Source organism: Micromonospora chalcea, assembly GCF_028768405.1.
Classification (GTDB): Bacteria; Actinomycetota; Actinomycetes; order Mycobacteriales; family Micromonosporaceae; genus Micromonospora; species Micromonospora chalcea.
Map to the genome: position 1 here is coordinate 5,916,696 of NZ_CP118233.1, position 23,454 is coordinate 5,940,149.

22 protein-coding genes are annotated in these 23,454 nt (G+C 74.1%); 9 read left to right on the plus strand and 13 right to left on the minus strand.

What is annotated here, in order from left to right; all coding sequences use genetic code 11:
* Positions 1-117 precede the first annotated feature (117 nt).
* The 4 genes from PVK74_RS26775 to PVK74_RS26790 are packed head-to-tail and all read left to right on the plus strand — an operon-like array spanning position 118 to position 4,762.
* The gene (locus tag PVK74_RS26775; RefSeq protein ID WP_113971921.1) at positions 118-831 is read left to right on the plus strand and encodes a hypothetical protein; all 714 of its coding nucleotides are present in this window, start codon (positions 118-120) and stop codon (positions 829-831) included.
* A gap of 13 nt (positions 832-844) precedes the next feature.
* On the plus strand, positions 845-1,105 hold the full coding sequence (locus tag PVK74_RS26780; protein WP_030501893.1) for a hypothetical protein: 261 nt from the start codon (positions 845-847) through the stop codon (positions 1,103-1,105).
* Positions 1,102-1,509, plus strand: a complete 408-nt coding sequence (locus PVK74_RS26785) for a hypothetical protein (protein ID WP_030501892.1) — start codon at positions 1,102-1,104, stop codon at positions 1,507-1,509. The genes PVK74_RS26780 and PVK74_RS26785 overlap by 4 nt, the downstream gene beginning before the upstream one ends.
* 43 nt (positions 1,510-1,552) lie before the next feature.
* Complete coding sequence (locus PVK74_RS26790) at positions 1,553-4,762, plus strand: ATP-binding protein (RefSeq protein ID WP_274477501.1); 3,210 nt, start codon at positions 1,553-1,555, stop codon at positions 4,760-4,762.
* A 51-nt stretch (positions 4,763-4,813) separates the two neighbouring features.
* On the opposite strand, the gene PVK74_RS26795 is transcribed toward PVK74_RS26790, so the two are convergent.
* Together PVK74_RS26795 and PVK74_RS26800 are read right to left on the minus strand one after the other, a co-directional pair.
* Positions 4,814-5,668 carry an ABC transporter permease gene (locus PVK74_RS26795; protein WP_064446899.1) on the minus strand — a complete coding sequence of 285 codons (855 nt, stop codon included), beginning with the start codon at positions 5,666-5,668 and terminating at the stop codon, positions 4,814-4,816.
* On the minus strand, positions 5,665-6,678 hold the full coding sequence (locus PVK74_RS26800) for an ATP-binding cassette domain-containing protein (protein WP_064446900.1): 1,014 nt from the start codon (positions 6,676-6,678) through the stop codon (positions 5,665-5,667). The genes PVK74_RS26795 and PVK74_RS26800 overlap by 4 nt, the downstream gene beginning before the upstream one ends.
* Before the next feature lie 371 nt (positions 6,679-7,049).
* On the opposite strand from PVK74_RS26800, the gene PVK74_RS26805 reads away from it, so the two are divergent.
* Positions 7,050-8,573: an MSCRAMM family protein gene (locus PVK74_RS26805; protein ID WP_274477502.1), complete on the plus strand. Its 1,524-nt coding sequence runs from the start codon at positions 7,050-7,052 to the stop codon at positions 8,571-8,573.
* Between the two features lie 63 nt (positions 8,574-8,636).
* On the opposite strand, the gene PVK74_RS26810 is transcribed toward PVK74_RS26805, so the two are convergent.
* The 4 genes from PVK74_RS26810 to PVK74_RS26825 form a co-directional block, all read right to left on the minus strand.
* Positions 8,637-9,620: an aldo/keto reductase gene (locus tag PVK74_RS26810; protein ID WP_166455619.1), complete on the minus strand. Its 984-nt coding sequence runs from the start codon at positions 9,618-9,620 to the stop codon at positions 8,637-8,639.
* Positions 9,621-9,728: 108 nt separating this feature from the next.
* A complete protein-coding gene (locus PVK74_RS26815) occupies positions 9,729-10,583 on the minus strand; it encodes an aldo/keto reductase (RefSeq protein ID WP_043330601.1) in 855 nt (284 codons plus the stop codon).
* A 115-nt stretch (positions 10,584-10,698) separates the two neighbouring features.
* Positions 10,699-11,874, minus strand: a complete 1,176-nt coding sequence (locus PVK74_RS26820; protein ID WP_274477503.1) for an endonuclease — start codon at positions 11,872-11,874, stop codon at positions 10,699-10,701.
* 40 nt (positions 11,875-11,914) lie between these two features.
* Positions 11,915-12,892, minus strand: a complete 978-nt coding sequence (locus tag PVK74_RS26825) for a LysR substrate-binding domain-containing protein (protein WP_210871498.1) — start codon at positions 12,890-12,892, stop codon at positions 11,915-11,917.
* 38 nt (positions 12,893-12,930) lie between these two features.
* Between PVK74_RS26825 and PVK74_RS26830 the strand changes: the two genes are divergently transcribed.
* Both PVK74_RS26830 and PVK74_RS26835 read left to right on the plus strand, forming a co-directional pair.
* Positions 12,931-13,812 (plus strand): serine hydrolase, encoded by an 882-nt coding sequence (locus PVK74_RS26830; RefSeq protein ID WP_113971915.1) that lies wholly within the window; start codon positions 12,931-12,933, stop codon positions 13,810-13,812.
* A 140-nt stretch (positions 13,813-13,952) separates the two neighbouring features.
* Positions 13,953-14,954, plus strand: a complete 1,002-nt coding sequence (locus PVK74_RS26835; protein ID WP_073830768.1) for an MBL fold metallo-hydrolase — start codon at positions 13,953-13,955, stop codon at positions 14,952-14,954.
* Between the two features lie 9 nt (positions 14,955-14,963).
* Here the strand turns inward: PVK74_RS26835 and PVK74_RS26840 are convergent, their stop codons facing one another.
* From PVK74_RS26840 to PVK74_RS26870, 7 genes are all read right to left on the minus strand, one after another.
* Positions 14,964-15,503: a DUF1697 domain-containing protein gene (locus tag PVK74_RS26840; protein ID WP_274477504.1), complete on the minus strand. Its 540-nt coding sequence runs from the start codon at positions 15,501-15,503 to the stop codon at positions 14,964-14,966.
* A 37-nt stretch (positions 15,504-15,540) separates the two neighbouring features.
* The gene (locus tag PVK74_RS26845; RefSeq protein WP_064446905.1) at positions 15,541-16,284 is read right to left on the minus strand and encodes an FkbM family methyltransferase; all 744 of its coding nucleotides are present in this window, start codon (positions 16,282-16,284) and stop codon (positions 15,541-15,543) included.
* Between the two features lie 13 nt (positions 16,285-16,297).
* The gene (locus PVK74_RS26850) at positions 16,298-18,067 is read right to left on the minus strand and encodes an alkaline phosphatase family protein (RefSeq protein ID WP_274477505.1); all 1,770 of its coding nucleotides are present in this window, start codon (positions 18,065-18,067) and stop codon (positions 16,298-16,300) included.
* Positions 18,064-18,870, minus strand: coding sequence for a CDP-alcohol phosphatidyltransferase family protein (locus tag PVK74_RS26855; protein WP_274477506.1), 807 nt, complete (start codon positions 18,868-18,870; stop codon positions 18,064-18,066). Before PVK74_RS26855 ends, PVK74_RS26850 begins: the two co-directional genes overlap by 4 nt.
* A gap of 153 nt (positions 18,871-19,023) precedes the next feature.
* Positions 19,024-19,734 carry a YqeB family protein gene (locus PVK74_RS26860; protein ID WP_274477507.1) on the minus strand — a complete coding sequence of 237 codons (711 nt, stop codon included), beginning with the start codon at positions 19,732-19,734 and terminating at the stop codon, positions 19,024-19,026.
* Positions 19,731-20,516, minus strand: a complete 786-nt coding sequence (locus PVK74_RS26865) for a hypothetical protein (RefSeq protein ID WP_069087540.1) — start codon at positions 20,514-20,516, stop codon at positions 19,731-19,733. The genes PVK74_RS26860 and PVK74_RS26865 overlap by 4 nt, the downstream gene beginning before the upstream one ends.
* Positions 20,513-21,412 carry an ABC transporter ATP-binding protein gene (locus tag PVK74_RS26870; protein WP_069087539.1) on the minus strand — a complete coding sequence of 300 codons (900 nt, stop codon included), beginning with the start codon at positions 21,410-21,412 and terminating at the stop codon, positions 20,513-20,515. Before PVK74_RS26870 ends, PVK74_RS26865 begins: the two co-directional genes overlap by 4 nt.
* A 132-nt stretch (positions 21,413-21,544) precedes the next feature.
* Here PVK74_RS26870 and PVK74_RS26875 point away from each other — a divergent pair, with 132 nt between their 5' ends.
* Both PVK74_RS26875 and PVK74_RS26880 read left to right on the plus strand, forming a co-directional pair.
* Positions 21,545-22,780, plus strand: a complete 1,236-nt coding sequence (locus PVK74_RS26875) for a sensor histidine kinase (protein ID WP_274477508.1) — start codon at positions 21,545-21,547, stop codon at positions 22,778-22,780.
* 59 nt (positions 22,781-22,839) lie between these two features.
* The gene (locus PVK74_RS26880) at positions 22,840-23,448 is read left to right on the plus strand and encodes a response regulator (protein WP_240925503.1); all 609 of its coding nucleotides are present in this window, start codon (positions 22,840-22,842) and stop codon (positions 23,446-23,448) included.
* The last annotated feature ends 6 nt before the right edge of the window (positions 23,449-23,454 follow it).

The window sequence follows — 23,454 nt, forward strand, 5'->3', positions numbered from 1 at the left end:
GTCGTTCACGCCGCCGGGAATCCCCGGTTTTCCTGTCAACCTCCCGTCACGCGGGGTGTTTTTCTGATCGCTTCCGGTCGATAACGTCGGGCCACTGCCGTCGACGAAGGGCCGACGATGAACGACAACGGACACCCGCTCGACCGCCGGCGACTGCTCGCCGGCGCGGCGGCAGCCTCGGCGGTCACAGTGACCGGCCTGGCCGTCGCCTCCACCGGAGCCGCCGCCGCGGCGGCTCCCGCCCGTCCCGCGACACCGCTGATCGCCCGGGACCGCATCGCCACCGCCGCGCTGCGCGCGCCCGACGGCTCCGCGCCCGCGGTCGGCGTCCAGACCGACTTCCACGCCCGGCTCGCCGCCTGGCTCGCCTTCTGGTCGGCGAACTCGCCGCCGGCCTGGAGTACGCCGGTGCACGTGGTCGCCCGGGTCGAGCCGGCCGGCGACGCGCTGGTGCTGCACGCGATCCGGCACCGCCGCGACGACGAGCTGCACGCCGGGTTCGCCGCCGGCCGGCGCGACGCCACCCACCTGGCCACGCTGGCCAGCCTGCACCACCACTTCCCGGACGTGCGGGTCCGGCCGGACGGCACGATCCGGGTCGCCGACGGACCGGCCGGGTTCACCGGCGCGCCGGAGCAGGTCGCCTTCGCGGTCGCGGCCTGCCGCGAACTGTGGGGCGACGCCGCGGCCACCACCGGCCGCTGGGCGGAACACGCCGCCCGGGTGCTCGCCCGCGCCGGACAACGCACCGACGCCGCCTCGCACGCCGGCTGGGCGGCCTTCACCCGAACCAGCCTGCGTCGCGGGCTGGGCACCGAATCGTACGAGTGACCGGAGGAAGCACATGGCCCGCAACGAGTTCCGCTTCGTGGTCGACGGTGTCGACCTGAGCGCCGAGCAGCAGACGCTGATCGCCGCGGAGATCCAGAAGGCCGGCCTGGCCGCCCTGCGTACCGCCGACGCGAAACTGACCAACCCGCTGACCGTCGGCCACGGCAACATCAAGCTGCGCCCCGAGTGGTACGGGCTCTGGGTCATCGACGGCCCGTTCGCCCAGGACCTCGGGCAGAAGATCAACGACATCGGGTTCTGGATCCAGCGGTGACCGACGCCGCCCGGCCGGCCGGCGCGCCGGAGCGGATGTGCCCGAGCACCCCGGCGTCGAACGCCACGGTGTTCCTGGGCATGATCACTCCGGCGGGCCGGGTGGCCTACGTGACCCCGGCCGTACCGGCCGAGGTGGCGCTCGCCGGGCTCGGCGACTCCGACGAGCCGGTCGAGGCACGGGTCCGGCTCGCCGGTCCGTGCGTCACCTCGTCCTGCGGCTTCTGGACCGGCTCGCACTGCGGGCTGGGCGCGCGGATGGCCGCCTCGTACGCCGAGACCGCCCCGCCCGCCGAGGAGGCGCTGCCGAAGTGCGCCATCCGGCGTACCTGCAGGTGGTTCGCCGAGCAGGGGCCGTCGGCGTGCCCGGCGTGCGCGCACGTGGTGACCGACGCGCGGACCTGATCGCTGTCGTCTTGTCGGACCCCTCGACTAGCGTCGGGAGGTCATGGAGCCGCGGTTCGGCGAGCAGATCATCGGGCGGGAACACCCCGCGGCGCTGTTGCGCGCCGAGGTGGCCCGGCTGACCGCGGGCCACGGCGGCCTCGCCCTGGTCACCGGCGAGCCGGGCATCGGCAAGACCACACTGGTCTCGGCCGCCGCCGACGAGGCCCGCCGAAGCGGCGCGCTCGTGCTCGGCGCCGCATGCTGGGACTCCGACACCGCCCCCGACTACTGGCCCTGGGTCCAGGTGCTGCGCCGGCTGGCCCGCTTCGCCGACGACCCGTCCGGCGCCCGCGAAGCGGTCGACGCCGGGCTGGCCGCGCTGCTCGGCGAGCGCCCCGCCGGAGAGGGCGACGAAGCGGGGGACGACGGCGACGAGGCGGGGGACGGCGGCCGGGCCGAGTTCGACAGGCACGACGCGGTGACCGCGGCGCTCGTCGCCGTCGCGCAGCACCGGCCGGTCGTGGTGGTCCTCGACGACCTGCACTGGGCCGACCCGGCGTCGGTCCGGCTGCTCCAGTTCGTCACCCGGCACACCTGGTTCGAGCGGCTGCTGTTCGTCGGCACCTATCGGGACGCCGAGGTCGAGTCCGGCGAGCATCCGCTGCGCCCGTTGCTGGTGCCGCTGAGCGCGAAGGCCACCACGGTCACGCTCACCGGCCTCGGCCGGGACGACGTGGCCGCCCTGATGACCCGCACCGCCGGCCGCGAGCCGGGCGCCGATCTGGTCGCCGAGGTGCACCGGCGCACCGGCGGGAACCCGTTCTTCGTCGAGCAGACCGCCCGGCTCTGGCACACCGACGGCCTGACCGACACCATCGCGCCCGGCGTCCGGGAGGTGGTGCGCCGCCGGCTCGCCCAGTTGACCGCCCCGGTCGTCGAGGCGCTCACCGTCGCCGCGGTGCTCGGCCACGAGTTCGACAGGGGGACGGTGGCGGCCTGCGTACCCGCTCCGGTCGCCCAGGTCGACCGCATGCTCGGCCGCGCCGCCGCGGCCCGGCTGGTGCTGCCCCGGGGCGGCGGGCGGTTCGTCTTCGTGCACGACCTGGTCCGCGAGACGCTCTACGACGGGCTCGCCGCGGACGCGCGGCGGGCCCGGCACGCGGGCGTCGTCCGCGCCGTGGACAGGTCCGGCGCGCTCGCCGGCGCGCTCAGCCCCGCCCACCTGGCCCGGCACGCGTGGCTGGCCGGCGCCGAGCTGGACCCGGTACGCGCCGGTGAGCTGCTGGTCACAGCCGCGCGGGACGCGGCCGGCCGGCTCGCCGTGGACGAGTCGGTCCGGCACTACCGGCGGGCGCTCGATCTTCCCGGTGAGCCCGTCCCGCGGGTCCGGCTGCTGCTGGAACTGGCCGGGCTGCTGCACCACATCGGCCCGGCCGAGGAGGTCGAGCGGCTGCTGACCGAGGCCGCCGCGCTGGCCCGGCAGGCCGACGACCCCGGCGTGCTGACCCGGGTGGCGCTCACCGCGCACCGGCGGCACTCGGCCACCCGCCGCCGGCTCGACGCCGACGACCTGGTCCGCGAGGCGTACCGGCGGTTGATCGGCGAGCCGGATCCGCAGCGGTCCGTGCGCAGCCTGGTCACCGACCTGATCACCGCCACCGAGACGCTCGCGAGGCACGGCAGCGACGACGAGGCGCTCACGTTCAGCCTGTGGGCCCGCCACGACACCACCTGGGGGCTCGGGACCGCCGAGGAGCGAGCCCAGGTGACCGCCGAGATCCGGGAGGTGGCCCGTCGCGGCGGCGACCGGGAGACCGAGCTGTGGGCCACCGCGCTGCGCTGGGTCGCGCTGCTGGAACTGGGCGACCCGGGATACCGCCGGGAACTGGCCTCGTTCGTGGCCGGCGCCCGGCAGGGCGAGGTCCCCCGGCAGCGGATGGCGGCCACCATGGACAGCGGCATCATCGCCGCGTTCCGGGGCGACCTCGCCACCGCCGAGGAGTGCTTCGCCGAGGTGGAGAGCCACCCCGAGCCGGAACACTCCGACCACGCCTTCATGACGCACCACATCCGCTGGTCGGTGCTGCTTCTCTACGGCCGCGTCGCCGAGGCCGAGGCCCTGCTCGACAAGGTGGGCGCCGGCCACCCGCAGGCCGAGCTGCTCCGGGCGATCACCGCCGCCGAACGCGGCGACCCGGCCGCCGTACTGGGACTCACCGCCGGGATCGAGGCCGCCGGCGCCACGTACCCCCGGTCGGTGTCGCCGCTGTGGCTGCGGCTGCGGGCCCAGGCGGCGGCAGTGGACGGCGACCCGGGCCGGTGCGCCGAGACGCGGGCGGCGCTGGCGCCGCACCGGGGACGGTGGATGGCCGCGCTGTTCGGCTGCGACATCGCCGGCCCGGTCGACCTGTGGCTGGCCGCGGTGGACGCGGCCGACGGCCGGTGGGACGACGCGGTCGCCGGTTACACGGCGGCCCGGGACGCCGCCGACCGGCTGGGCGGCCGCCCGTGGTCGGTGCTGGCCCGGGCCGGGCTGGTGGCCGCGCTGACCGGCCGCGACGGGCCGGGCGACGCGGCCGAGGCGCGGCGGCTGCGCGCCGCGACGGCGGCCGAGGCGCGGGCGCTGGGCATGAGACAGGTGCCCGGCCGGCTGGCTGCCGCCCGGACGGATGCCCCGGCGGTGGCGGTTTCTCCGCTGGCCGCTGTTCGCCCGGCGGTGTCCGCTCCGCCGGAGTTCCGCCCGGACGGGCCGGTGTGGCGCCTCGGGTACGGCGGTGTGGTGGTGCACCTACCCGACGCCAAAGGGCTGCACGACCTGCGGCTGCTGTTGAGCAGGCCCGGCACCGACGTGCCCGCCGTCGAGCTGCTCGACCCGGCGGCCGGCCCGGAACTTGTCGCGGCCCGCCGCCTCGGCGCCGACCCGGTGCTGGACGACGAGGCGAAGGCCCGCTACCGCCGGCATCTGCGGCGGCTCGACGACGAGATCGACCGGGCCGCCGTACGCCACGACGAGCGGCGGCTGTCCGCGCTGGACGCGGAGCGCGCCGCGCTGCTCGACCAGTTGCGGACCGCCGCCGGGCTGGCCGGGCGCAGCCGCCGCCTCGGTGACCAGGCCGAACGGGCACGCAAGGCGGTGACCGGGCGGATCCGGGACACGCTGCGACGCATCGACCAGCGGCATCCGGCGCTCGCCGCCCATCTGCGCGAGTCCGTCACCACCGGCGGCGCCTGCCGCTACCTGCCGCCCGAACCGGTGTCCTGGCGGCTCTGACCTGCCGTACGCCGGGGTGGCGGGTTCGGGTCCCGCCACCCCGGCGGGCGGTCAGTGGCGGTTGTAGCGGTACATGGTCAGCGTGCCGAAGACGGCCACGAAACCGGCGCTCCAGAGCAGCAACCACATCGTGTTCGGGCCGTCCATCGAGCCGGCCATCGCCGCGCGGACCGCGCCGACCAGGTGGGTGATCGGGTTGACCTTGACGAACGCCTGCAGCCAACCGGGCATGGTGGACGGTTCCACGAACACGTTGCTGAGGAACGTCAGCGGGAACAGCGCCATCATGCTGACCCCCATCACCGACTTCTCGCTGCGCAGCACCAGGCCGAAGAACGTCCACACCCAGGAGAACGCGAACGAGAAGACCACGAGCAGCCCGATCCCGGCCAGCACCCCGAGCAGCCCGCCGTCGGGGCGGAAGCCGAGCACCAGCCCGACCGAGAGGATGACCACCGCGGCGAGCACGTAGCGCAGCACGTCCCCGAAGATCATCCCGACCAGCGCGGCCGGCCGCCAGACCGGCAGCGTACGGATCCGGTCGAAGACGCCCTTCTCGATGTCGTTGTTCAGCCCGACCCCGGTGTACATGGTGATCATCACGACGCTCGTGACCATGATGCCGGGCAGGAAGAACTGCAGGTACGCACGCGGGCTGTCGGCGAGCGCGCCACCGAACAGGTACGTGAACATCAGCACCATGATGATCGGGAACGCGGTCACGTCGAACAGCTGCTCCGGCACGTGCTTGATCTTCAGCAGGGCCCGCCAGCCGAACGTCAGCGACGCGGCGAGCGGACTCGGCCGGGCCGGCCGTTCCGCCGGGGCGAGCACCGTGGCGAGCGCCTCGGCGGACGGGACGTAGACGGACGGCGCGCGCCCGGTGGTGATAGCGGTGTCGCTCATCGCGCCGCCTCCAGCTCGTCGTCCCGCTCGTCCGCCGGGACGGCCGGGTGATCGGTCAGGGCCAGGAAGACCTCGTCCAGGCTGGGCTGGCCGAGGGAGAAGTCGTCCACCACGATGCCGGCGCCGGCCAGCTCACCGAGCGCGCGGGCGGCCTGCGCGCTCGCCTCCAGGTCGGTGCCGTCCTCGCCGACCCGGGCGGTCAGCGCCACCGGGTCCGTGTCGAGCTGCACCGGTACGCCCAGCGCCGCCCGCAGCACCTTCTCGGCCTGGGGCCGCTGCCCCGGATCGCGCAGCCGGATGTGGACGCTGCCGGATCCGACCGACGACTTCAACTCGCCCGGGGTGCCCTCCGCGATCACCCGGCCGTGGTCGACCACCGCGATCCGCCCGGCGAGCTGGTCCGCCTCGTCCAGGTACTGCGTGGTCAGCAGCACAGTGGTGCCGTACGCCACCACCGCCCGCACGATCGCCCACACCTGGTTGCGGCTGCGCGGGTCCAGCCCGGTGGTCGGCTCGTCCAGGAACAGCAGATCCGGGGTGTTGAGGATGCTCGCGGCGATGTCGATGCGCCGCCGCATCCCGCCGGAGTACTTCTTCACCTGCCGCCCGGCGGCCTCGGTCAGCCCGAAGGCGGCGAGCAGCTGGTCGGCGCGGTCCCGGGCGCCGGCCCGGCTCAGCCCGAGCAGCCGCGCCAGCAGAATCAGGTTCTCCGCACCGGTCAGGTCCTCGTCCAGCGAGGCGTACTGGCCGGTCAGGCTCACCCGGGAGCGGACCGCGTCGGCGTCGCGCACCACGTCGTGGCCGAAGACCCGCGCGGTGCCGCCGTCCGGGCGCAGCAGCGTCGCCAGCACCCGTACGGCTGTGGTCTTGCCGGCGCCGTTGGGGCCCAGCACCCCGTACACGGTGCCGGCGGGGACCCGCAGGTCCAGCCCGTCGAGCGCCCGCGTCGTACCGAAGGACCGGACCAGGCCCTCGGCCTCGACGGCCAGGCCGGTGTTCCGGTTACTCATGGATTGCTACCTCTCTCGTCGGTGTCTCGACAGGCGTACGGCGTGCCGCCGGACCGATCGCCTGTTTCAACGAGGCCGGGGAGCTGTGGTGTTGTGCCGGCCTCACCTCTTCGGCGCCAGACGGTCCGCCAGATCCGATCTGGCGGTGGCGGTTCCCGGCCGACGGCGGCCCGGTACGGGAGAAAGACGGGGTTATGACCGTTCCCGCAGCAGTCCGCCGGATGACCGGTCGCGGACAGTGCGCGATCGATCGTCTGCCATATGCTGCGCCGGCATCCGACGCACGGGGGGCGTGCCCTGGTTGTGGTGACGCGGACGCCTCTTGAGCGCATTGAAACCGAGAGGGGTCCACCGTGTCCATCGTCCGAAGAGTGCTCGGCGCACTCGCCGTGGCGGCCCTGGCCGTCACCGCCGCACCCACCGCCGCCGGTGCGGCGGCGGATCCGGCAGGCGTGCTCCACCTGACCGTCACCGGGACCGACGGCAGCCCGGCCGGCGGCAACGTCGCCGTGACCGCAGCCGACAGCAGCTACGACAAGGACCTGCTGCCGCTGGACGAGTCCGGGCAGCTCAGCGTGGAGGTGCCGGCCGGCGACTACAAGATCGCCGTCACCCCGGTGTACAGCGACGGCCAGGACGACGAGGTGCTCCGGCAGTGGGTGCCGGGCCGCACCAGCTGGGCGCAGGCCGGAACGGTCCGGGTGTCCGCGGGGGACACGACGGAGGTCTCCGAGCGCCTGGTCACGCCCAGCGGGTCGACCCTGCGGGCGCGCGACGCGGTCACCGGCGCCGCGGTCGACGGGGTGTGCGTGTTCCTCGACCCCCGGCGCAATCCGTGCGGCGACACCCGGGTGACCGTCCCGCCGCTGATCCCCGGCCCGCAGGAGGTGTGGGTCTACACCCGGGATGACACCCACCTGCCCCGCTACGCCACGGTGAACGTCCTGCCCGACGGCAGCGGCACCGCCGTGGTCGTCCTGACCCCGGCCGCGAACGTGGTCTCCCGGGTGGTCGACGCGGCGACCGGCGCACCAGTCGCCGGGGCCTGCGTGACGCCGGCGCCCGCCGGTACCGGCGAGCTGCCCGCCAACCCGGGACGGTACTGCTCCGACGCCTCCGGGAACGTCCGCGTCGGCCTGGTCGCGGCCGGCTCCTGGAACCTGTTCGCCCGCCCCGCCGGCGGATCGGCGTACGGCGCGCAGTGGGTCGGCGCGACCGGCGGCACCGGTGACGCGAAGCAGGCCCGGGTGGTCGCCCTCCGGGCCGGGCAGACGGTCACCGTGCCGCCGATCCGGCTCGACCGTGCCGGTGTCGTCACCGGCACCGTGACCAGCGCGGCCACCGGCAGGCCGGCGACCTCCGGCACCGTGACGCTCGCGCCTGAGACGGGCGACTTCCCGGATTGGGGAGTGGAACTGGACGCGCAGGGCCGCTACCGGATCGACTGGCTCGGCCCGTACGCCTGGCCGCTGCTGTTCACCACCGCCGACAACGCCACCCAGTGGTCCGGTGGGTTCGCCCTGCGGGGCAAGGCCGTGCCGGTCACGGTCCGGGCCGGCGCCACCACCGTCTACGACCTCGCCGTGCGGCGAGGCGTCCTGGTCACCGGCCGGCTCGTCGATCCGGAGGGCCGCCCGGTGGTCGCCGAACTGACGGTGCGCAACGCGCGTACCCGTGAGGTCATCGGCTGGACGCTGGATCGCGACGGCGAGTACGCGCTGCGCGTGCTCGGCCCCCAGCCGGTCACCGTGGCGTGGCTGTGGACGCCGCCGTTCGTCAGCTACGCCGGCTGGTACGACGGCGCGGCCCGCCCGGCCGACGCCACCGAGGTGACAGTGCCGGGCACCGGCACCCTGCGGCTCGACGTCGCTGTCGACCGGTACCCGGCCGGCTGAGCGACACGATCCGGTCGATCGGCACGGGCCGGGTGGCGTGTGAGCCACCCGGCCCGGCGCCGGTCAGCGCGCCGAGTCCAGCCGGGTCCGCTGCTCGGCGGTCAGCTCCAGGTCGACAGCGCCCAGGCTCTCCTCCAGCTGCGCCACCGAGGAGAAGCCGACGAGCGGGATCGACGGGATGTCGCCGCCCATCAGCCAGGCCAGCACCACCTGGTTGACGGTGGCCCCGGTCTCGGCGGCCACCGCCCGCAACGCCTCCAGCCGGGCCGGGGTGGCGGGCACCGCGTACTCCTCGCCGAGCCGTTCCGGCCGGACGTACGCGCCCTTGAGCAGCGGCGAGTACGCGACCAGCGTGAGCTGCGGCTCGGCCCGCAGATAGCTGAGCAGGTCCGGGCCGACCCAGCCGACGTCCCCGTCCCGGTCCAGCTCGCTCGGCACGTCGAGACGCCGGGGCAGGTAGCTGCGGTGGTACTGGAGCACCTCGTACCCGGGCAACCCGGCCGCGGCGGCGAGCGCCCGCGCCCGCTCCACCCGCCAGGCGCGGTGGTTGCTGGCGCCCAGCAGCCCGACGGTGCCCTCCGCGACCAGCTCGGCGAAGCCCTCCACGGTCTCCCGCAGCGCAACCGTGTGGTCCTCGATGTGGGCGTAGAGCAGGTCGATGCGGTCGAGCCCGAGCCGCTCCCGGCTGCGTTCGGCGGACTCGCGGATCACCTTCGCCGACAGCCCTTCGGGGTTGTCCACGTAGCTGGTGCCCGGGGCGAGTGGCCGGGCACCGAGCTTCGTGGCGATGACCACCTCGTCGCCGACCCCGCGGCTGCGCCGCCAGCGGCCGAGCAGTTCCTCGCTCTCGCCACCCTGGCCCCCGTTCTGCCAGAAGGCATAGTTGTCCGAGGTGTCGATGAACGTGCCGCCGGCCTCCACGTAGCGGTCGAGGATGGCGAACGAGGTGGCCTCGTCGGTGGCGGTGCCGAAGAGCATCGCGCCGAGGCTGAGCACGCTGACCTTGCGGCGCGTCGCAGGGTCGGTGCCGATGGTGCGGTAGCGCATGGATTTCCTCCCCGTCGGAGCTTTGCCGGTCACCCTGCCCCTTCGAGTGCGCGCGAAGTCAAACGTCGAAGGGCCCCGGTTCCCCGGGGCCCTTCGGTGTGCGGCGGTTCAGCTCGGGATGTAGTCGAACTCGTCCGGGTTCGGGCCCGTCCGGCCGTCCTCGCCCCGGTCCAGCGAGGTGAGCCGCTCCATCGCGGTGTCGTCGAGCGTGAAGTCGAAGATCGCGAAGTTCTCCTCGATCCGCTTCGGGGTGGTCGACTTCGGGAAGACGATGTCGCCGCGCTGCACGTGCCAGCGCAGCACCACCTGGGCCGGGGTCCGGCCGACCTGCTCGGCCACGTCGACGACCGTCGGGTCGTCGAGCACCGCGCCCTGAGCGATCGGCGACCACGCCTCGGTGAGGATGCCGTGCGCCTTGTCGTACGCCCGCACCTCCTCGTTGCCGAGGTAGGGGTGCGCCTCGATCTGGTTGACCGCCGGCACCACGTCCGCCTCGGCGGCCAGCCGCTCCAGGTGCGCGACCTGGAAGTTGGACACGCCGATCGACCGGACCGTGCCCGCGTCACGCAGCTCCTCCAGCACCTTCCAGGTGGAGACGAAGTCGCCGTCGTAGCGGGTGGGCAGCGGCCAGTGGATCAGGAACAGGTCGAGGTAGTCGAACTTGAGTTCCCGCAGCGTCTGCTCGAACGCCTTGCGGGCGTCGTCCGGGCGGTGGAAGCCGTTGTTCAGCTTGCTGGTCACGAAGACCTCGCCGCGGTCCAGCCCGGAGGCGCGCAGCGCCTGACCCACCTCGGCCTCGTTGCCGTACATCTGGGCGGTGTCGATGTGCCGGTAGCCGATCTCCAGCGCGGTGCCGACCGCCCGGGCGGTGTCCTTCGGTTCGATCTGGAACACGCCGAAACCGAGCTGTGGGATGGAGTTTCCGTCGTTGAGCGCGATGTCCGGAACGCTGTTGGGGGCCATGAAGAGTCTCATCTCCGATCGTGCGGTGCCGGGGCGCGTCCGTGCCGCCCGCCCCGGCCGTGCCAACCGGATGTCTCTACCCGCTCGCCACGCTTCCTCACATCGGGGACGAGCGTCAACCCCAGATCGACCGGGCCCACTCCGGGTGGTCGACGAACGGATTGCGGTTGCCCTGCCAGCGTTCGTAGATCCGCTGGTTGCGTCGCTGCTCGAAGGCGTCCGGCGGGTCCTGGTCGTTCCAGGCCAGCAGCTTCGACAGCCGCCCGAGCCGGGGCGCGGAGCCGTTCGACACCGAGTCGTTCGGTTCCAGGTCCGGCCAGCCGTCGCCGCCCTCGTACCGGATCGCCATGTACAGGATCATCCGGGCCACGTCGCCCTTCACCGCGTCGCGCGGCTCGAACGAGTCGGCGTCTGTGTAGCAGCCGGGCGCCTCGGCGACCGCGCCGCCGCCGGCGTCGAAGTCCTTGTTGCCGCGCAGCGAGTTGACCGACACGTCCTCCGGCCGCAGGTGGTGCACGTCGGTGCCGGGGCCGGTGGCGGTGCCGAAGTCGCCGTGCGACTTGGCCCAGACGTGCTCCCGGTTCCAGTCGTTCGCACCGCCGCCGTTGCTGGTCTTGCTCTGCGAGCGTCCGCTGTAGAGCAGGATCACGTTCGCCGGGTTGGCCGGGTCCTGGTCGGTGTCCTTGAGCGCGTCCCACACCTGGTCGTAGCTGAGCTTCGTCTGCACCCGGATGATGCCGTGCAGCGCGGTGCGCAGCGCCGGCCCGGTCTTGCCGGCCGCGGCCGCGTAGTAGGCGTCGGACGTGCCGGTCGGCGCCGGGGTCGGGGTCGGGGAAGGGCTCGGCGTGGCGCCGCCGCCGAGGCTCATCGCGCTCGGGTTCTTCAGCCCGCCGTGACTGAAGTACGCGGTCAGCGCGCCGGTCGCGGTCACCTGCCGCCCGCGCAGCGACGGGTTGCCGAGCAGCCCGAAGGTGCTCCGCCAGGCGGCCGTGACCTGCACGTACAGCATCCGGGAGGTGCCGGTCTCGCCGGCCTGGTCGGCGATGGCGATCGCGGTGTCGGCGGTGAAGCCGGAGGTGAGCACCGTGTTGGTGGCGGTGGGCTGGCCGATGACGTAGCCGGTCACGGTGGCGGTCCGGCCGTCCTGCGCGGCGAGCGCCTGCGCCACGGTCAGCGTGGTCGCGGCCGAGGCGGCGCCGGTCATGCCGAGCGGGATCGCGACCGCGACGGCGAGCACGACCGCCGCGATCAGCCGCCCGGATCGCGAGCGGGTGACGCGCTTTATATTCATGATCAGCGATGTTAGTCGGATCGGGGTGAACTGCGGGAGGTCAGCGGGCCAACTTTTCGTCCCGGCCGGCCTCGAACAGCACCGGCCACGGCCGGGCCGCCGGGGCGAGGAGCGCCGGCCCGCCCGGTTCGTCTGGCGCGGTCAGCGTCTCGGTGGCGAGGTGGCCGAACATCGGCGCGGCCGGGTGCGCCGCCCGGATCGGCCAGGCCGCGGAGATCCGCCGGACCAGCGGCGTGCCGGTGATCGGTCGCCAGGCGATACGCGGTTCCCGGCGGGCCAGCGCGGCGGGCTCAACGGCGACCGCGCCGCCGGTGAGCAGCAGACCGAACAGGAACTCCGGGTTGCGCGCGGGGCGGACCCGGGCCGGGGCGAAACCGTGCTGCCGGCACACGGTCAGCAGATGCTCGTGCCAGCCGGGCGCGGTGGCCGGTGGCGCGGTGACCAGGTCCATGCCGGCCAGATCGGCGAGCGCGATCTCCCGCGGCCGGGCCAGCGGCGAGGCCCGGGGCAGCAGCACACCCACAGGTACGTCCACCGGCTCACCGAAGCGCAGCCCGGCCCCGTCGACCGGATGGTGCAGCAGGCCGACGTCCAGCCGCCCGTCCGTGAGCATCCGGTGCTGCTCGGCGCTCGTCAGTTCGTGCAGGTCGAGGGCGAGCCCGGGCGCGCGGGCCGCGAGCGCGTCGAGCAGCGCGCGCAACGTCACGGCCGGGGTCTCCGGGGGTACGCCGGCGCGCAGCACCCCGAGCGCGCCCCGGCGGACCCGCTCGGCGAGGTGACGCAGCCGGCGTTCACCGGCCAGCAGTTCGTCGGCCTCGCCGAGCAGCAACTGGCCGGCGGTGGTGAGGCCGACCTGGCGCTGTGACCTGTCGAACAGGGTGACGCCCAGCTCCCGCTCCAAACGCTGGATCGACTGGCTCAGCGGCGGCTGTGCCATGCCGAGCGTCTCGGCGGCCCGGCCGAAGTGCAGTTCCCGGGCGACCACCACGAAATGCCGCAGGTGCCGCAGCAGGTCCATCCGGGCACCCTAGCGTCGCCGCTGGTTACCGTGTCGGCGTGGATGTGGCGGAACGGGTCGGGGAGATCTTCGGGCGGGCCGGGGTGCGGGGTTGCCTGCACGTCGTGGACGTGGACGACCCGACCGGCGGTGAGGTGGCGCTGCGCGCCGACGAGCAGATAGTCATCGCCTCCATCTTCAAGATCATGGTGGTGCTGGAGTTCGCCCGGCAGGCAGCCGCCGGCCAGCTCGACCCGACCGAACGGGTGCTTGCCGGTGCCGCCGACCGGCTCGGCGGCTGGGGTGTGGCCGGCTGCGCCGACGACGTGGAGGTCTCCCTGCGCGACCTCGCGTACCTGGCCATGTCGGTGAGTGACAACACGGCGGCCGACCTTCTGCTGCGCCGGGTCGGGGCGGACGTGCTGCCGATGCTGGCCGCGGAGCTGGACCTGCCGCGCACCCGGATCGTCGGCGGCCCCCGGCAACTCGTCGAGACGATGCTCTCCGACGTGGGCGCACGCACCGAGGCGGACTTCGCGCGGATCTTCCCCACCCTGTCGCCCGAACGGGTCCGCGCGATGCGGGTCTTCGACCCCGAGCACACCAGCTCCAGCACCGCCCGGGAGCTGACCCGGCTGCTCCGTCTGGTGTGGCGGGACGAGGCCGGCCCGGCACCCGCGTGCGCCATGGTCCGGGAGTTGATGGCACGGCAGCTCTTCTGGACTCGGCTGGCCGCCGGTTTCCCGCCCGGGGTCCGGGTCGCCGGGAAGACCGGCACCCTGCCGGGACTGCACCTCGAAGCGGGCGTCGCGGAGTATCCCGACGGTCGCAGGTACGCGATAGCGGTGGCGGTACGCGCTGAACGGCTTGCCGCCCGCCGGATCGATGTGGACCTGGCGATGGGGGAGGCGGCCCGGACCGCTGTCGAATCCTTGCGTTGATGCAGGCCGAGCCCTCGGCCTGACCTGCGGTGATATCGGTCCGGATATCGGCTGTTGCGCTCGTCGATCTTGGACATCGGCATCGGCGGGGTGGTGGTCTGGGCCTACCGATCACCGATCCCGAACGGGGAGGACGACACATGCCCGAGAACCAGCCGTCCGGCTACGCCCGCCGTCGACTGCTACGCGACACCGCAGTCGGCGCCGCCGTCGTCACCACCGCCGGACTCGTCGCCGGTGCCCCGGCCCGAGCCGCCGGGCCGAACCCAGTTGCCGCGCCGAGCCGCACCGCCGGCGGCACGCGCCGCCGCGGCGCGGTGAGCTTCCGCTGGTGGGGGACCTCCGGCTGGCGGATCGACATGGGGGACCGGACGGTGCTCGTCGACCCGTACCTGAGCCGGTACGACACCGGGCTGTTCCGGAAGCCGTTCAACCCGGACACCCGGCTGACAGTGGCCGCCGACGTGGTCGACCGGCTCGCCGACCGGGCGGAGAACATCTTCGTCACCCACACCCACTGGGACCACTTCAACGACGTGCCGCACATCGCCGTCCGGACCGGTGCCCGGGTCTTCGGCACGCTCACCGCGTACCACCTCGGCCTGGCGTACGGGCTGCCGACCGGGCAACTGGCCCCGGTCAAGGGCGGCGAGGTGCTCGACTTCGACGGGTACACGGTGGAGGTGGTCGGCTCGCTGCACAGCCGGAATCCCACCTGGTCGATGGCCTTCCCTGGGGTACGGGTCAGCCCGCCGCCCCGCCCGGAGACGATCGCCGACCTGCCCGAGGGCGACACGCTGGCGTACCAGATCCGGATCGACGGCGGACCGTCCGTGTTCTTCATGGGCGCCAGCGACTTCGACGAGCGCAAGCTGAGCGGACTGGCCCCGGACGTCGCGATGGTCGCCTCCGCCGCCACCACGGCGACCGCCGACTACGTGCCCCGGCTGATGGCCGCGCTGGACCGTCCGAAGGTCGTGGTGCCGGTGCACTGGGACAACTTCGAGACGCCGCTCACCAACCCGCCGACTGTCGCAGACAACGACCGGGAACGTCTGGACGCCCTCGTCGCAGAGGTACGCCGGGTCTCGCCGCGCAGCCGTGTGCTGGTGCCCGAGTACCACACGGCGTACCGGTTCTGACGGCGTCGCTCAGGCGGCGGTGAGGTCGCGCAGGGCCAGCACCGAACGCCAGTTGCGGGCCGTCGCCACCACACCCAGCTTCTTCTCCAGGTACGCGGCGGTGAACTTCGTCCGTCCGTAGCCGCCGGCCGGGAAGTGCAGGTGCGCTTCCCGGCCGATCACCTCGTACTCCATCGTCTCGCCCGGCGGCACGGCCAGCTCGCGCACCCGCGCGGCGGCGGGCGCGGCCGACAGGAACACCACGAGCACCCGCGTGTGGTCGTCCTGCCGGCCCGCGTACGGGCTCGCGGCGGCCACCGCGGCCAGCTCGTCCCCGTCGCGGACCAGCACCGGCACCCGCAGGCCCAGGTCGTCGCCGAGCCGGTTCGCGATGCCCTCGGCCAGCGTCTCCGGCCGGGCCGGCGGGCTGGTGAAGACCACGTTGCCGCTCTGCAGGTACGTCTTGACGTCGGTGTGACCGAGGTCGGTGACCACGCGGCGCAGGTCGGCCATGGCCAGCTTGTTGACCCCGACGTTGACGGCCCGCAGCAGAGCGGCGTACCTGGCCATCGGCCCTCCTCGACTCGTGCCCGGGGCCGACCCTACGTCAGGAGTCCGACAGCCGGGCGTAGACGTCGCCGGAGCGGCCGCCGGGACGGTACGTCTCCAGCAGCCGCACCAGCCCGGCCGCGTCCAGCCAGCTCTCGCTCGCGAACCGCATGGTCTCCACCGGCGAGTAGTTGTAGCGGTACGCGCCCAGCTGTTCCACGAGGTCCAGCGACGCGAGCGCGGCGTCGTGCGCCGGTGGCAGGTACTCGAAGGACAGCCCGCGCACCGGGTGGCTGAGCCCGGACAGCACGTCGACCTCGAAGCCCTCGACGTCGACCTTGCAGAACGCCGGTACGCCGTGCCGCGCCACCAGGTCGTCGAGCGTCACCACAGGCACCTCGACCGACCGGTCCCAGCGGACCCCGGCGAAGCTCGGATCGGCGGTGACCGACTCGATCCAGGACGACGACATGGTGGACACCGTCGGCGTCGCCGACGACAGCTCCAGCCGCGCGCTCCCGGACCGCGCACCGACCGCCGTCGGCTCGATCACCACGTCGGCGTCCCGCCCGAAGCCCAGGCGCAGCACCCGCAGGCAGTCGGGCTGCGGCTCCACCGCGACCACCCGCGCGCCCAGCCGCCGCCAGGTGCGCACCCGGCCGCCGACGTGGGCGCCGATGTCGAAGGCGAGGTCGCCGGGGGAGAGGAACTGCCCGTAGAGCTGCCGGGCACGCCGGTGCTTGGCCGGCTGACCGTGGTAGACGGCCAGGGAACGGGTGATCCCCCAGGCCCGCGCGAGCATCGTCACGACATCCCTAACTGTGAGTGGTGGACTGCGGTCCGAACGCCCGCAGGAAGCGGTCCCGGAACGACTCCATCGGCCAGACCGGGGCCTGCGGGTCCGGGTTGAGCCCGTCCTGCCAGCCCCATCCGGCGATGCGGTCGAGCACTGCCGGGTCCTTCGCGACGACGGTGATCGGCACGTCCTTGCCGGCGTCGTCGCCGGTGATCGTGCGGGCGGGCTGATGGTCGCCGAGGAACACCAGCACCAGGTTCTCGTCACCGTACCGCTGCACGTAGGAGATGAGCGTGCGCAGCGAGTACACGACGGCCTGCCGGTACGCCTCCCGGGTGCCCTCCGCCGAGCGGTCGGCGCGCGCCGTTCCCTTGTAGACCGAGCCGTCGCCGATGTCGTCCCAGCCGACGAGGGGCGGGACCGGCGTCCACGGCAGGTGGCTGGAGAGCAGCGGGATCTCGGCCATCACGGGCGTGCGCCCGGGGCCGCGCTCGCGGCGTTGGAACTCCGCCAGCGTGTACTGGTCCGGTGGCGAGGAGAAGCTGAACAGCGGCCCCTTGTAGCCGAGTTCCTTTGCCCCGTACAGCGTGTCGGGTTCGAAGAATGCCGCCTCCGGCCACGCCCGGTTCAGCGCCGGCATGACGAGCGCGGTCCGCCAGCCGGCGCGCTTGAACGCGCCGTTGAGGGTCAGGTGGTCGCTGCGTACCAGGTTGGTGTAGCGCAACTGGTTGTCGGTGCGGATGCCGCTCATCAGCGTGGCGTGCGCGAGCCAGCTTCCACCGCCGGTGGTGGACGAGGTGAGGAACGCGCTGCGGCTGCCGTAACCGGCCGCGCGCAACTGCCGGGTCCCCTCGTCGAGGACGGCGTCCACCTCCGGGGCCAGTTCCGGATCCTCCAGCGCGACCCGGCCGTAGCTCTCCACGAACGTGAACAGGACGTCCTTGCCGCGCAGCGCGGTGAGCATCCGCTCACCCGGCACGTCCCGGAACGGGTCGCCGGCGAGTTGCGTGTTCAGCGTCTCCTTGTCGTTCAGGCCCGCCCGCACCTGCCGGGCACGGTCGAAGACGTCGGCGGCGACGGTGTCCGCGGCGACCGGGAGGCCGGGCACGATCTGCGCGCCGAGCACGGCGCAGACCACCCAGGCGGCGGCGAGCGCGGTGACGGCGCGCGTGGTCACCCGGCGGTGGGCCGCCGCGGCGCGGGCCAGCCGCCGCGCCGAGAGCGTCACCAGCACCGGTACGGCGAGCGCCGCGACCACGGCCAGGGCGAGCGCGCCCACCTCGGCGGCCCCGCCGTACGACTCGGACAGGAACTCCGCGCCCGCGCCGAGGAACGTCCAGTCGGCGATCAGGTCGAAGCGCCGGTCGAGCACCATCGAGAACCCGAGATCGGTGACCTTGAGCACCAGGATCAGGCCGAGCAGCGCGCCGAGCAGCGTGGCCACCACGCGGCGCGGGCGGGCCGGCAGGACCAGCAGCAGGGCGACGGCGAGCAGCCCTTCCACCGGGATGCGGAGCAACGCCCCGAGGGACAGCAGTTTGACCTCGCTCGGCGCGACCAGGGCCACCAGCACGAGCGCTCCGGCCAGCGCGGTGACCGCCGCGCCGAGCAGCCGCCGGGCGCTCCACGCGCCGACCGCGTCGTTGCCCGGGTCGCTCGTCTCCCTGTCGTTCGGGGTGCGGTCGCCGCTCTCGGCCGAGGCGCCGGCGCTGTCCGGCGTGCTGTCTTCCGTGGACGTGGCGCCGGTCGAGACGTCGTCGCCGTCGGCCGGCCGGGACAGGTCGGTCACCGGCGCCGCCCGCCGACCTCGACGGGCTGGCGCACGATCCGCGTGCCCGGCGTCCACTCGGACCCGTGGCCCGCCGGCGCGGGGGAGACCGGCGCCGCCGGGAGCGCCGGCCGTACGCGGTGCCGCCACAGCCAGCCGACGTCGCGTCCGAACGACTCGACCAGCAGCGCGAGCGCGCCGAGCACCACCGCGAGGGCCAGCGGCCGGGGCAGCACACCGGCCGCCACCACCGTCAGCGCGATGCCCTGCGTGGCGGCGACCACCTTGCGCCAGTAGCGCGGCGGCAGCGAGCCGCGCATCCACGGCAGCGCCCAGCCGGCGGCGACGAAGACGTACCGCATCGCGCCGATCACCAGCACCCAGGCGCCCACCTGGTCGGCGACGTACCCGCAGAGGACCAGGACGAGGAAGGAGTCGACCTCCATGTCGAACCGGGCGCCGAGCGCGCTGGTCGTGCCGGTGCGCCGGGCCACCTGCCCGTCGACCCAGTCCAGGGAGAGGGCCACGGCGGCCAGCGCGACCAGCACCGGCACCGCGATCGGGCCGCGGAACGCCTCGACTGTCAACGCGGCCACCCCGCCGGCGAGCGTGGCCCGGGTGAGCGTCACCCAGTCGGCCGGGCCGAGCCGGTCCGCGCCCGAGCGGCGCAGCCCGTATCCGAGCGCCGCGACCATGACCACCCCGAAGAGCAGACCGGCCAGCCAGCCGTACGCGCTCAGGCCGACCGTGCCGGCCAGGGCCGCCAGTACGCCGACCTGGAGTATCGCCCCCGCGAATGGATCAGTTCGAACTGCGGACACCATGCCTCCGAGGTAGACGTCACGTACCACACCTGTGTACGGAGAACATGCCCGAACAGTTCGTTCTGATGCCGGAAACGCGCCAGCGATGTGACTTGTCACGTCCACCGGCGTCGCGGCGGGCACCGCGCGGATCAGGCGCCGGAGCGGAGGCCGTCAGCGCGGCGGCGGTCCAGGGACCAGCCGCCAGTACTGCCGTTTGCCCTCGTCGCGGACCACGACGCCGAGCCGGGCCAGCTCCCCGTGCAGCTCCCGGGTCTCGGCGTCGTGGCCGCCGTCGAGCGCCCGCTGCCGGGCGCGCAGCAGGGCGTCCGCGCCCGGCGGCAGGTCGGGCAGCCCTTCGACCCACCTGCGGTACGCGTCCCGGTGCGGGTCCTGCCCGGTCCACGGCCAGCCCTGCCGGGTGAACGCCTCCCGCAGCCGCTCGGTGTCCAGGTCGGACTTCTCCCGGGCCAGCTCGCCGCCGGCGGTGTCCAGCAGCACCAGCGCCTCACCGTCGACGAACACCCCGGCGACGTCGGCGCGGGCCACGTCCCGGCCGTGCCCGTCGCGGTGCAGCCGTACCGTGCGGTGCCCGACCGTGACGGTCAGCCGGTCGCGTACCGCCACCACCGCCAGGGCCAGGCCGCCGAGCAGGCCCAGCCCGGCCCCGATCGGGTACGCCCGCTCGTCCGGCCACCGGTCGAGCAGCTCGAACAGGCCCTGGAACGGGAACCAGGGCAGCCCGGCGATCCAGCCGGACAGCGCGGTCAGACCGGCGCCCAGTCCCGCCCCGAGCAGCGGGAACCCCGCCCAGAACAGCACCAGCTCGCCGCGTCCGCCGTCGACCACGACATCCTCGCCGGTGTGCCGGGCCGCCACGGTCACGACACCTCCCGGCGCAGCGTGCGGACCAGACCGGCGACCAGCGGCAGGAGCACCCAGACGGCGAGCGAGACGCCGAGCCGGCCCCACTGCCCGCCGGTCATCTCGGCGCCGAGCAGCGGCTCCATCGTGTACGAGGTGTCGAGCCAGCGGGCCGGCTCCCGCAGCGCGGAGATCATCGCGGCGAGCAGGCTCCACACCGTGGGCAGCAGCAGATAGGTGACGATCGCCAGCGGCGTGTTCAGCAGCAGCAGCCCGAAGGCGGCGCCCATCAGCACGTTCACCACCTGGAACACGGCCGCGTGCGGCAGCAGTTGCCAGTCGAACGTCCAGGCGCCCGCCCCGCCGGTGGCGCCGGCGGCGAGCGTGCCGACCGCGGCGACCGCGAGGCTGACCAGCACCGAGGCGAGCGCGGCCAGCACCACGGCGGCGAGCTTGGCGACGATCACCCGTTCCCGGCGGGGCACCAGCGCGAACGTGGTGAGCGCGGTGCGCTGCGACCACTCGCCGGTGATGGAGAGGATGCCGAGCACCGGCAGCAGCAGGCCGACCGGCAGCAGCGACGGGGTGAAGAAGGCGGTGAACGTCTGGTCCGGCGCCTCGACGACGAACAGCTGCACCACCACGATCACGGCCGCGATCAGCCCGATCGTGATCAGCAGCCACCGTCCGGCCCGGGTGTCGGCGAGCTTGCGCAGTTCGACGGCGGTCAGCCGGGCCAGCGTCGGTCCGGCGACGGCGGCCTCGGGACGCGGCGGCGCTGGGGTACGGGTGGCGGTGGTCATCGGACGGCCTCCTTGGTCGACGCGCCGGCGGTGAGGGTGAGGAAGAGCTGTTCGAGGCCGCCGCTGCCGGCCGGGCGCAGCTCGGTGAGGACCAGTCCGGCGTCCGCCGCGGCCTGGCCGACCTGACCCGGCTCGGCCCGGACCACGTAGCCGCCGTCGGTGCCGGCCGTGGCGGGCAGCGCGGCCCGCTCCAGCGTCAGGCGCAGGGCGTGCGCGTCGCGGGCGCGCACCAGCGTGCCGGCGCCTGCCAGCAGCTCGTCCTTGCCGCCCTGGGCGACCACCCGGCCCCCGCCGATCACCACCAGCCGGTCGGCCACCGCCTCCACCTCGCGCAGCAGGTGCGAGGAGAGCAGCACCGTGCCGCCCCGGTCGGCGAAGTCGCGCAGCAGGCCGCGCATCCAGAAGATCCCCTCCGGGTCGAGGCCGTTGGCCGGCTCGTCCAGGATCAGCACCCGGGGGTCACCCAGCAGCGCCAGCGCCAGGCCGAGCCGCTGCCGCATGCCCAGGGAGTACGCCCCGACGCGGCGCCGGGCGGCGGTCTCGTTCAGCCCGACCCGGTCCAGTGCCGCCGCCACCCGTGCCCGGTCCACGCCCATGGTGCGGGCGGCGAGCGTGAGCGCCTCCCGTCCGGTGCGTCCGGCGTGCTGCGCCGAGGCGTCGAGCAGCACGCCGATCTCCCGCCCCGGATTGGGCAGGTCGCGGTATGGGCGGCCGGCGACCGTGGCGCCGCCGGAGCTGGGCGGCGTCATCCCGCAGATCATCCGCATCGTGGTGGACTTCCCGGCGCCGTTCGGCCCGAGGAAACCGGTCACTGTGCCCGGTTCGCACCGGAACGTGACGTCCGCGACGGCGGTGTGCGGGCCGTACCGCTTGGTGAGCTGGTCGACTTCGATCATGCCGTCGAGCCTGCCGGGGCCACCCGGCCACGCGCTGCGGCCGGCGGTCGGCGTCGCCGTCGACCTCGGTTCACCGCAGTCGTCGACTTTGGTAGCTGGTGGCCGGTCCGGACGGCTTCCTAGCATGGGTGGGTGAGCAGCGCCGTCGTACCCGATCATCCCTGGCTCCTGCCGGGCTCCCTGACGCCCGCCCGGACCCCCCGGCGGACCCCGCGGGACTGGTTCGTCGACGGCGCGCTGTTCGTGGCCTCACTGCTCTGGGTGCTCATCGCCCACGGCGACGTCACCAGCGCGAGCCCGGAGTTCGGGCTCAACGCCGGTCCGGCCTGGCTGGAGGAGGTCGACCTGCTGATCGGCCTGTGGATCAGCGGGGCGCTCTGGCTGCGCCGGCGCTGGCCGGTCGGGCTGGCACTGGCCACCGCGCCGCTGGTGTTCTTCTCGGTCACCTCCGGCGTCGCGTTGCTCGTCATCACGTTCACCGTGCTGGTGCACCGGCCACTGCCGGTGGGCCTGGCCCTGGCGGCCTGGAACGTGCTCAGCCTGCCGGTCTACCTCGCCGTCCGGCCCGACCCGACGATGCCGTTCTGGGGTTCGGTGATCTGGACCGCGCTGTTCATCGGCGTGGTGGTGGCGTGGGCGCTGTTCGTCCGGGCCCGCCGCCAGCTGGTGCTGTCCCTGCGCGACCGCGCCGAGCGGGCCGAGGCCGAGCAGCAGCTCCGGCTCGACCAGGCCCGGCAGCTCGAACGCGGCCGGATCGCCCGGGAGATGCACGACGTGCTCGCCCACCGGATCTCCCTGCTCAGCCTGCACGCGGGCGCGCTGGAGTTCCGGCCGGACGCGCCGCCGGAGGAGGTGGCGCGGGCGGCCGGGGTGATCCGGGCCAGCGCGCACGCCGCGCTCCAGGACCTGCGCGAGGTGATCGGCGTGCTGCGGGCCGAGGTCGGCTCCGAGGCCACGCCGGAACGGCCGCAGCCCACGCTGGCCGACGTGCCCGCGCTGGTCGCCGAGAGCCGCGACGCCGGGGTACGGGTCGCCGTCGTCGACGAGGTGATTGAGCCGGAGGCGGTGCCCGCGGCGATCGGGCGCAGCGCGTACCGGATCGTGCAGGAGGGGCTGACAAACGCCCGCAAGCACGCGCCCGGCGCGGTGGTGACCGTCCGGCTGGCCGGTGGCCCGGGTGACGGGCTGGTGGTGGAGATCAGCAACCCGTGGCCGGTGGGCAGCCCGGCCACCGCGATCCCGGGCACCGGCACCGGCCTGGTCGGCATCGCCGAGCGGGTCACGCTCGCCGGTGGCCGCCTGGAGCACGGGCGGGACGCCGACGGCACGTTCCGGCTGACCGCCTGGCTGCCCTGGGCGGCGCAGTGAGCGCCCCGGTACGGGTGCTGATCGTCGACGACGACCCGCTGGTCCGCGGCGCGCTGTCGATGATCCTCGGCGGCGTACCCGACCTCGCGGTGGTCGGCGAGGCCACCGACGGCGCCGAGGTGCCCGAGGCCGTCGCCGCCCACGCCCCGGACGTGGTGCTGATGGACATCCGCATGCCCCGGGTCGACGGCCTGGCCGCCACCGAGGCGCTGCGTGCCACAGCGGAACCGCCCGAGGTGCTGGTGCTCACCACGTTCGACGCGGACGAGCAGGTGCTGCGGGCGCTGCGGGCCGGGGCGAGCGGCTTCCTGCTCAAGGACACCCCGCCGGCCGAGATCGTGGCGGCGGTACGCCGGGTCGCGGCGGGGGAGGCGACGCTGTCCCCGGCGGTGACCCGCAAACTCATCGCGCACGTCACCGGCGCCGCGCCGGCGCCCGGCCCGGACCCGAAGCGGGAGCGGGCGGTACGGCTGCTCGACGGGCTCTCCGAACGGGAACGGGAGGTCGCGGTGCTGCTCGGCCGGGGCCGGACCAACGCGGAGATCTCCGCCGAGTTGTTCATGAGCGTGGCGACGGTGAAGGCGTACGTGTCCCGGCTGCTGACGAAGCTCGACCTGAACAACCGTGTGCAGGTGGCCCTGCTGGTCCAGGACGCCGGCCTGGTCTGAGGCATA

Excerpts from the sequence above, each read along its gene's own strand:
- PVK74_RS26775 (WP_113971921.1), top strand. The coding sequence starts at position 118 with ATGAACGACAACGGACACCCGCTCGACCGCCGGCGACTGCTCGCCGGC.
- PVK74_RS26780 (WP_030501893.1), top strand. The coding sequence starts at position 845 with ATGGCCCGCAACGAGTTCCGCTTCGTGGTCGACGGTGTCGACCTGAGC.
- PVK74_RS26790 (WP_274477501.1), top strand. The coding sequence starts at position 1,553 with ATGGAGCCGCGGTTCGGCGAGCAGATCATCGGGCGGGAACACCCCGCG.
- PVK74_RS26795 (WP_064446899.1), bottom strand. The coding sequence starts at position 5,668 with ATGAGCGACACCGCTATCACCACCGGGCGCGCGCCGTCCGTCTACGTC.
- PVK74_RS26800 (WP_064446900.1), bottom strand. The coding sequence starts at position 6,678 with ATGAGTAACCGGAACACCGGCCTGGCCGTCGAGGCCGAGGGCCTGGTC.
- PVK74_RS26810 (WP_166455619.1), bottom strand. The coding sequence starts at position 9,620 with ATGCGCTACCGCACCATCGGCACCGACCCTGCGACGCGCCGCAAGGTC.
- PVK74_RS26815 (WP_043330601.1), bottom strand. The coding sequence starts at position 10,583 with ATGGCCCCCAACAGCGTTCCGGACATCGCGCTCAACGACGGAAACTCC.
- PVK74_RS26820 (WP_274477503.1), bottom strand. The coding sequence starts at position 11,874 with ATGAATATAAAGCGCGTCACCCGCTCGCGATCCGGGCGGCTGATCGCG.
- PVK74_RS26825 (WP_210871498.1), bottom strand. The coding sequence starts at position 12,892 with ATGGACCTGCTGCGGCACCTGCGGCATTTCGTGGTGGTCGCCCGGGAA.
- PVK74_RS26835 (WP_073830768.1), top strand. The coding sequence starts at position 13,953 with ATGCCCGAGAACCAGCCGTCCGGCTACGCCCGCCGTCGACTGCTACGC.
- PVK74_RS26840 (WP_274477504.1), bottom strand. The coding sequence starts at position 15,503 with ATGGCCAGGTACGCCGCTCTGCTGCGGGCCGTCAACGTCGGGGTCAAC.
- PVK74_RS26845 (WP_064446905.1), bottom strand. The coding sequence starts at position 16,284 with ATGCTCGCGCGGGCCTGGGGGATCACCCGTTCCCTGGCCGTCTACCAC.
- PVK74_RS26855 (WP_274477506.1), bottom strand. The coding sequence starts at position 18,870 with ATGGTGTCCGCAGTTCGAACTGATCCATTCGCGGGGGCGATACTCCAG.
- PVK74_RS26865 (WP_069087540.1), bottom strand. The coding sequence starts at position 20,516 with ATGACCACCGCCACCCGTACCCCAGCGCCGCCGCGTCCCGAGGCCGCC.
- PVK74_RS26870 (WP_069087539.1), bottom strand. The coding sequence starts at position 21,412 with ATGATCGAAGTCGACCAGCTCACCAAGCGGTACGGCCCGCACACCGCC.
- PVK74_RS26880 (WP_240925503.1), top strand. The coding sequence starts at position 22,840 with ATGATCCTCGGCGGCGTACCCGACCTCGCGGTGGTCGGCGAGGCCACC.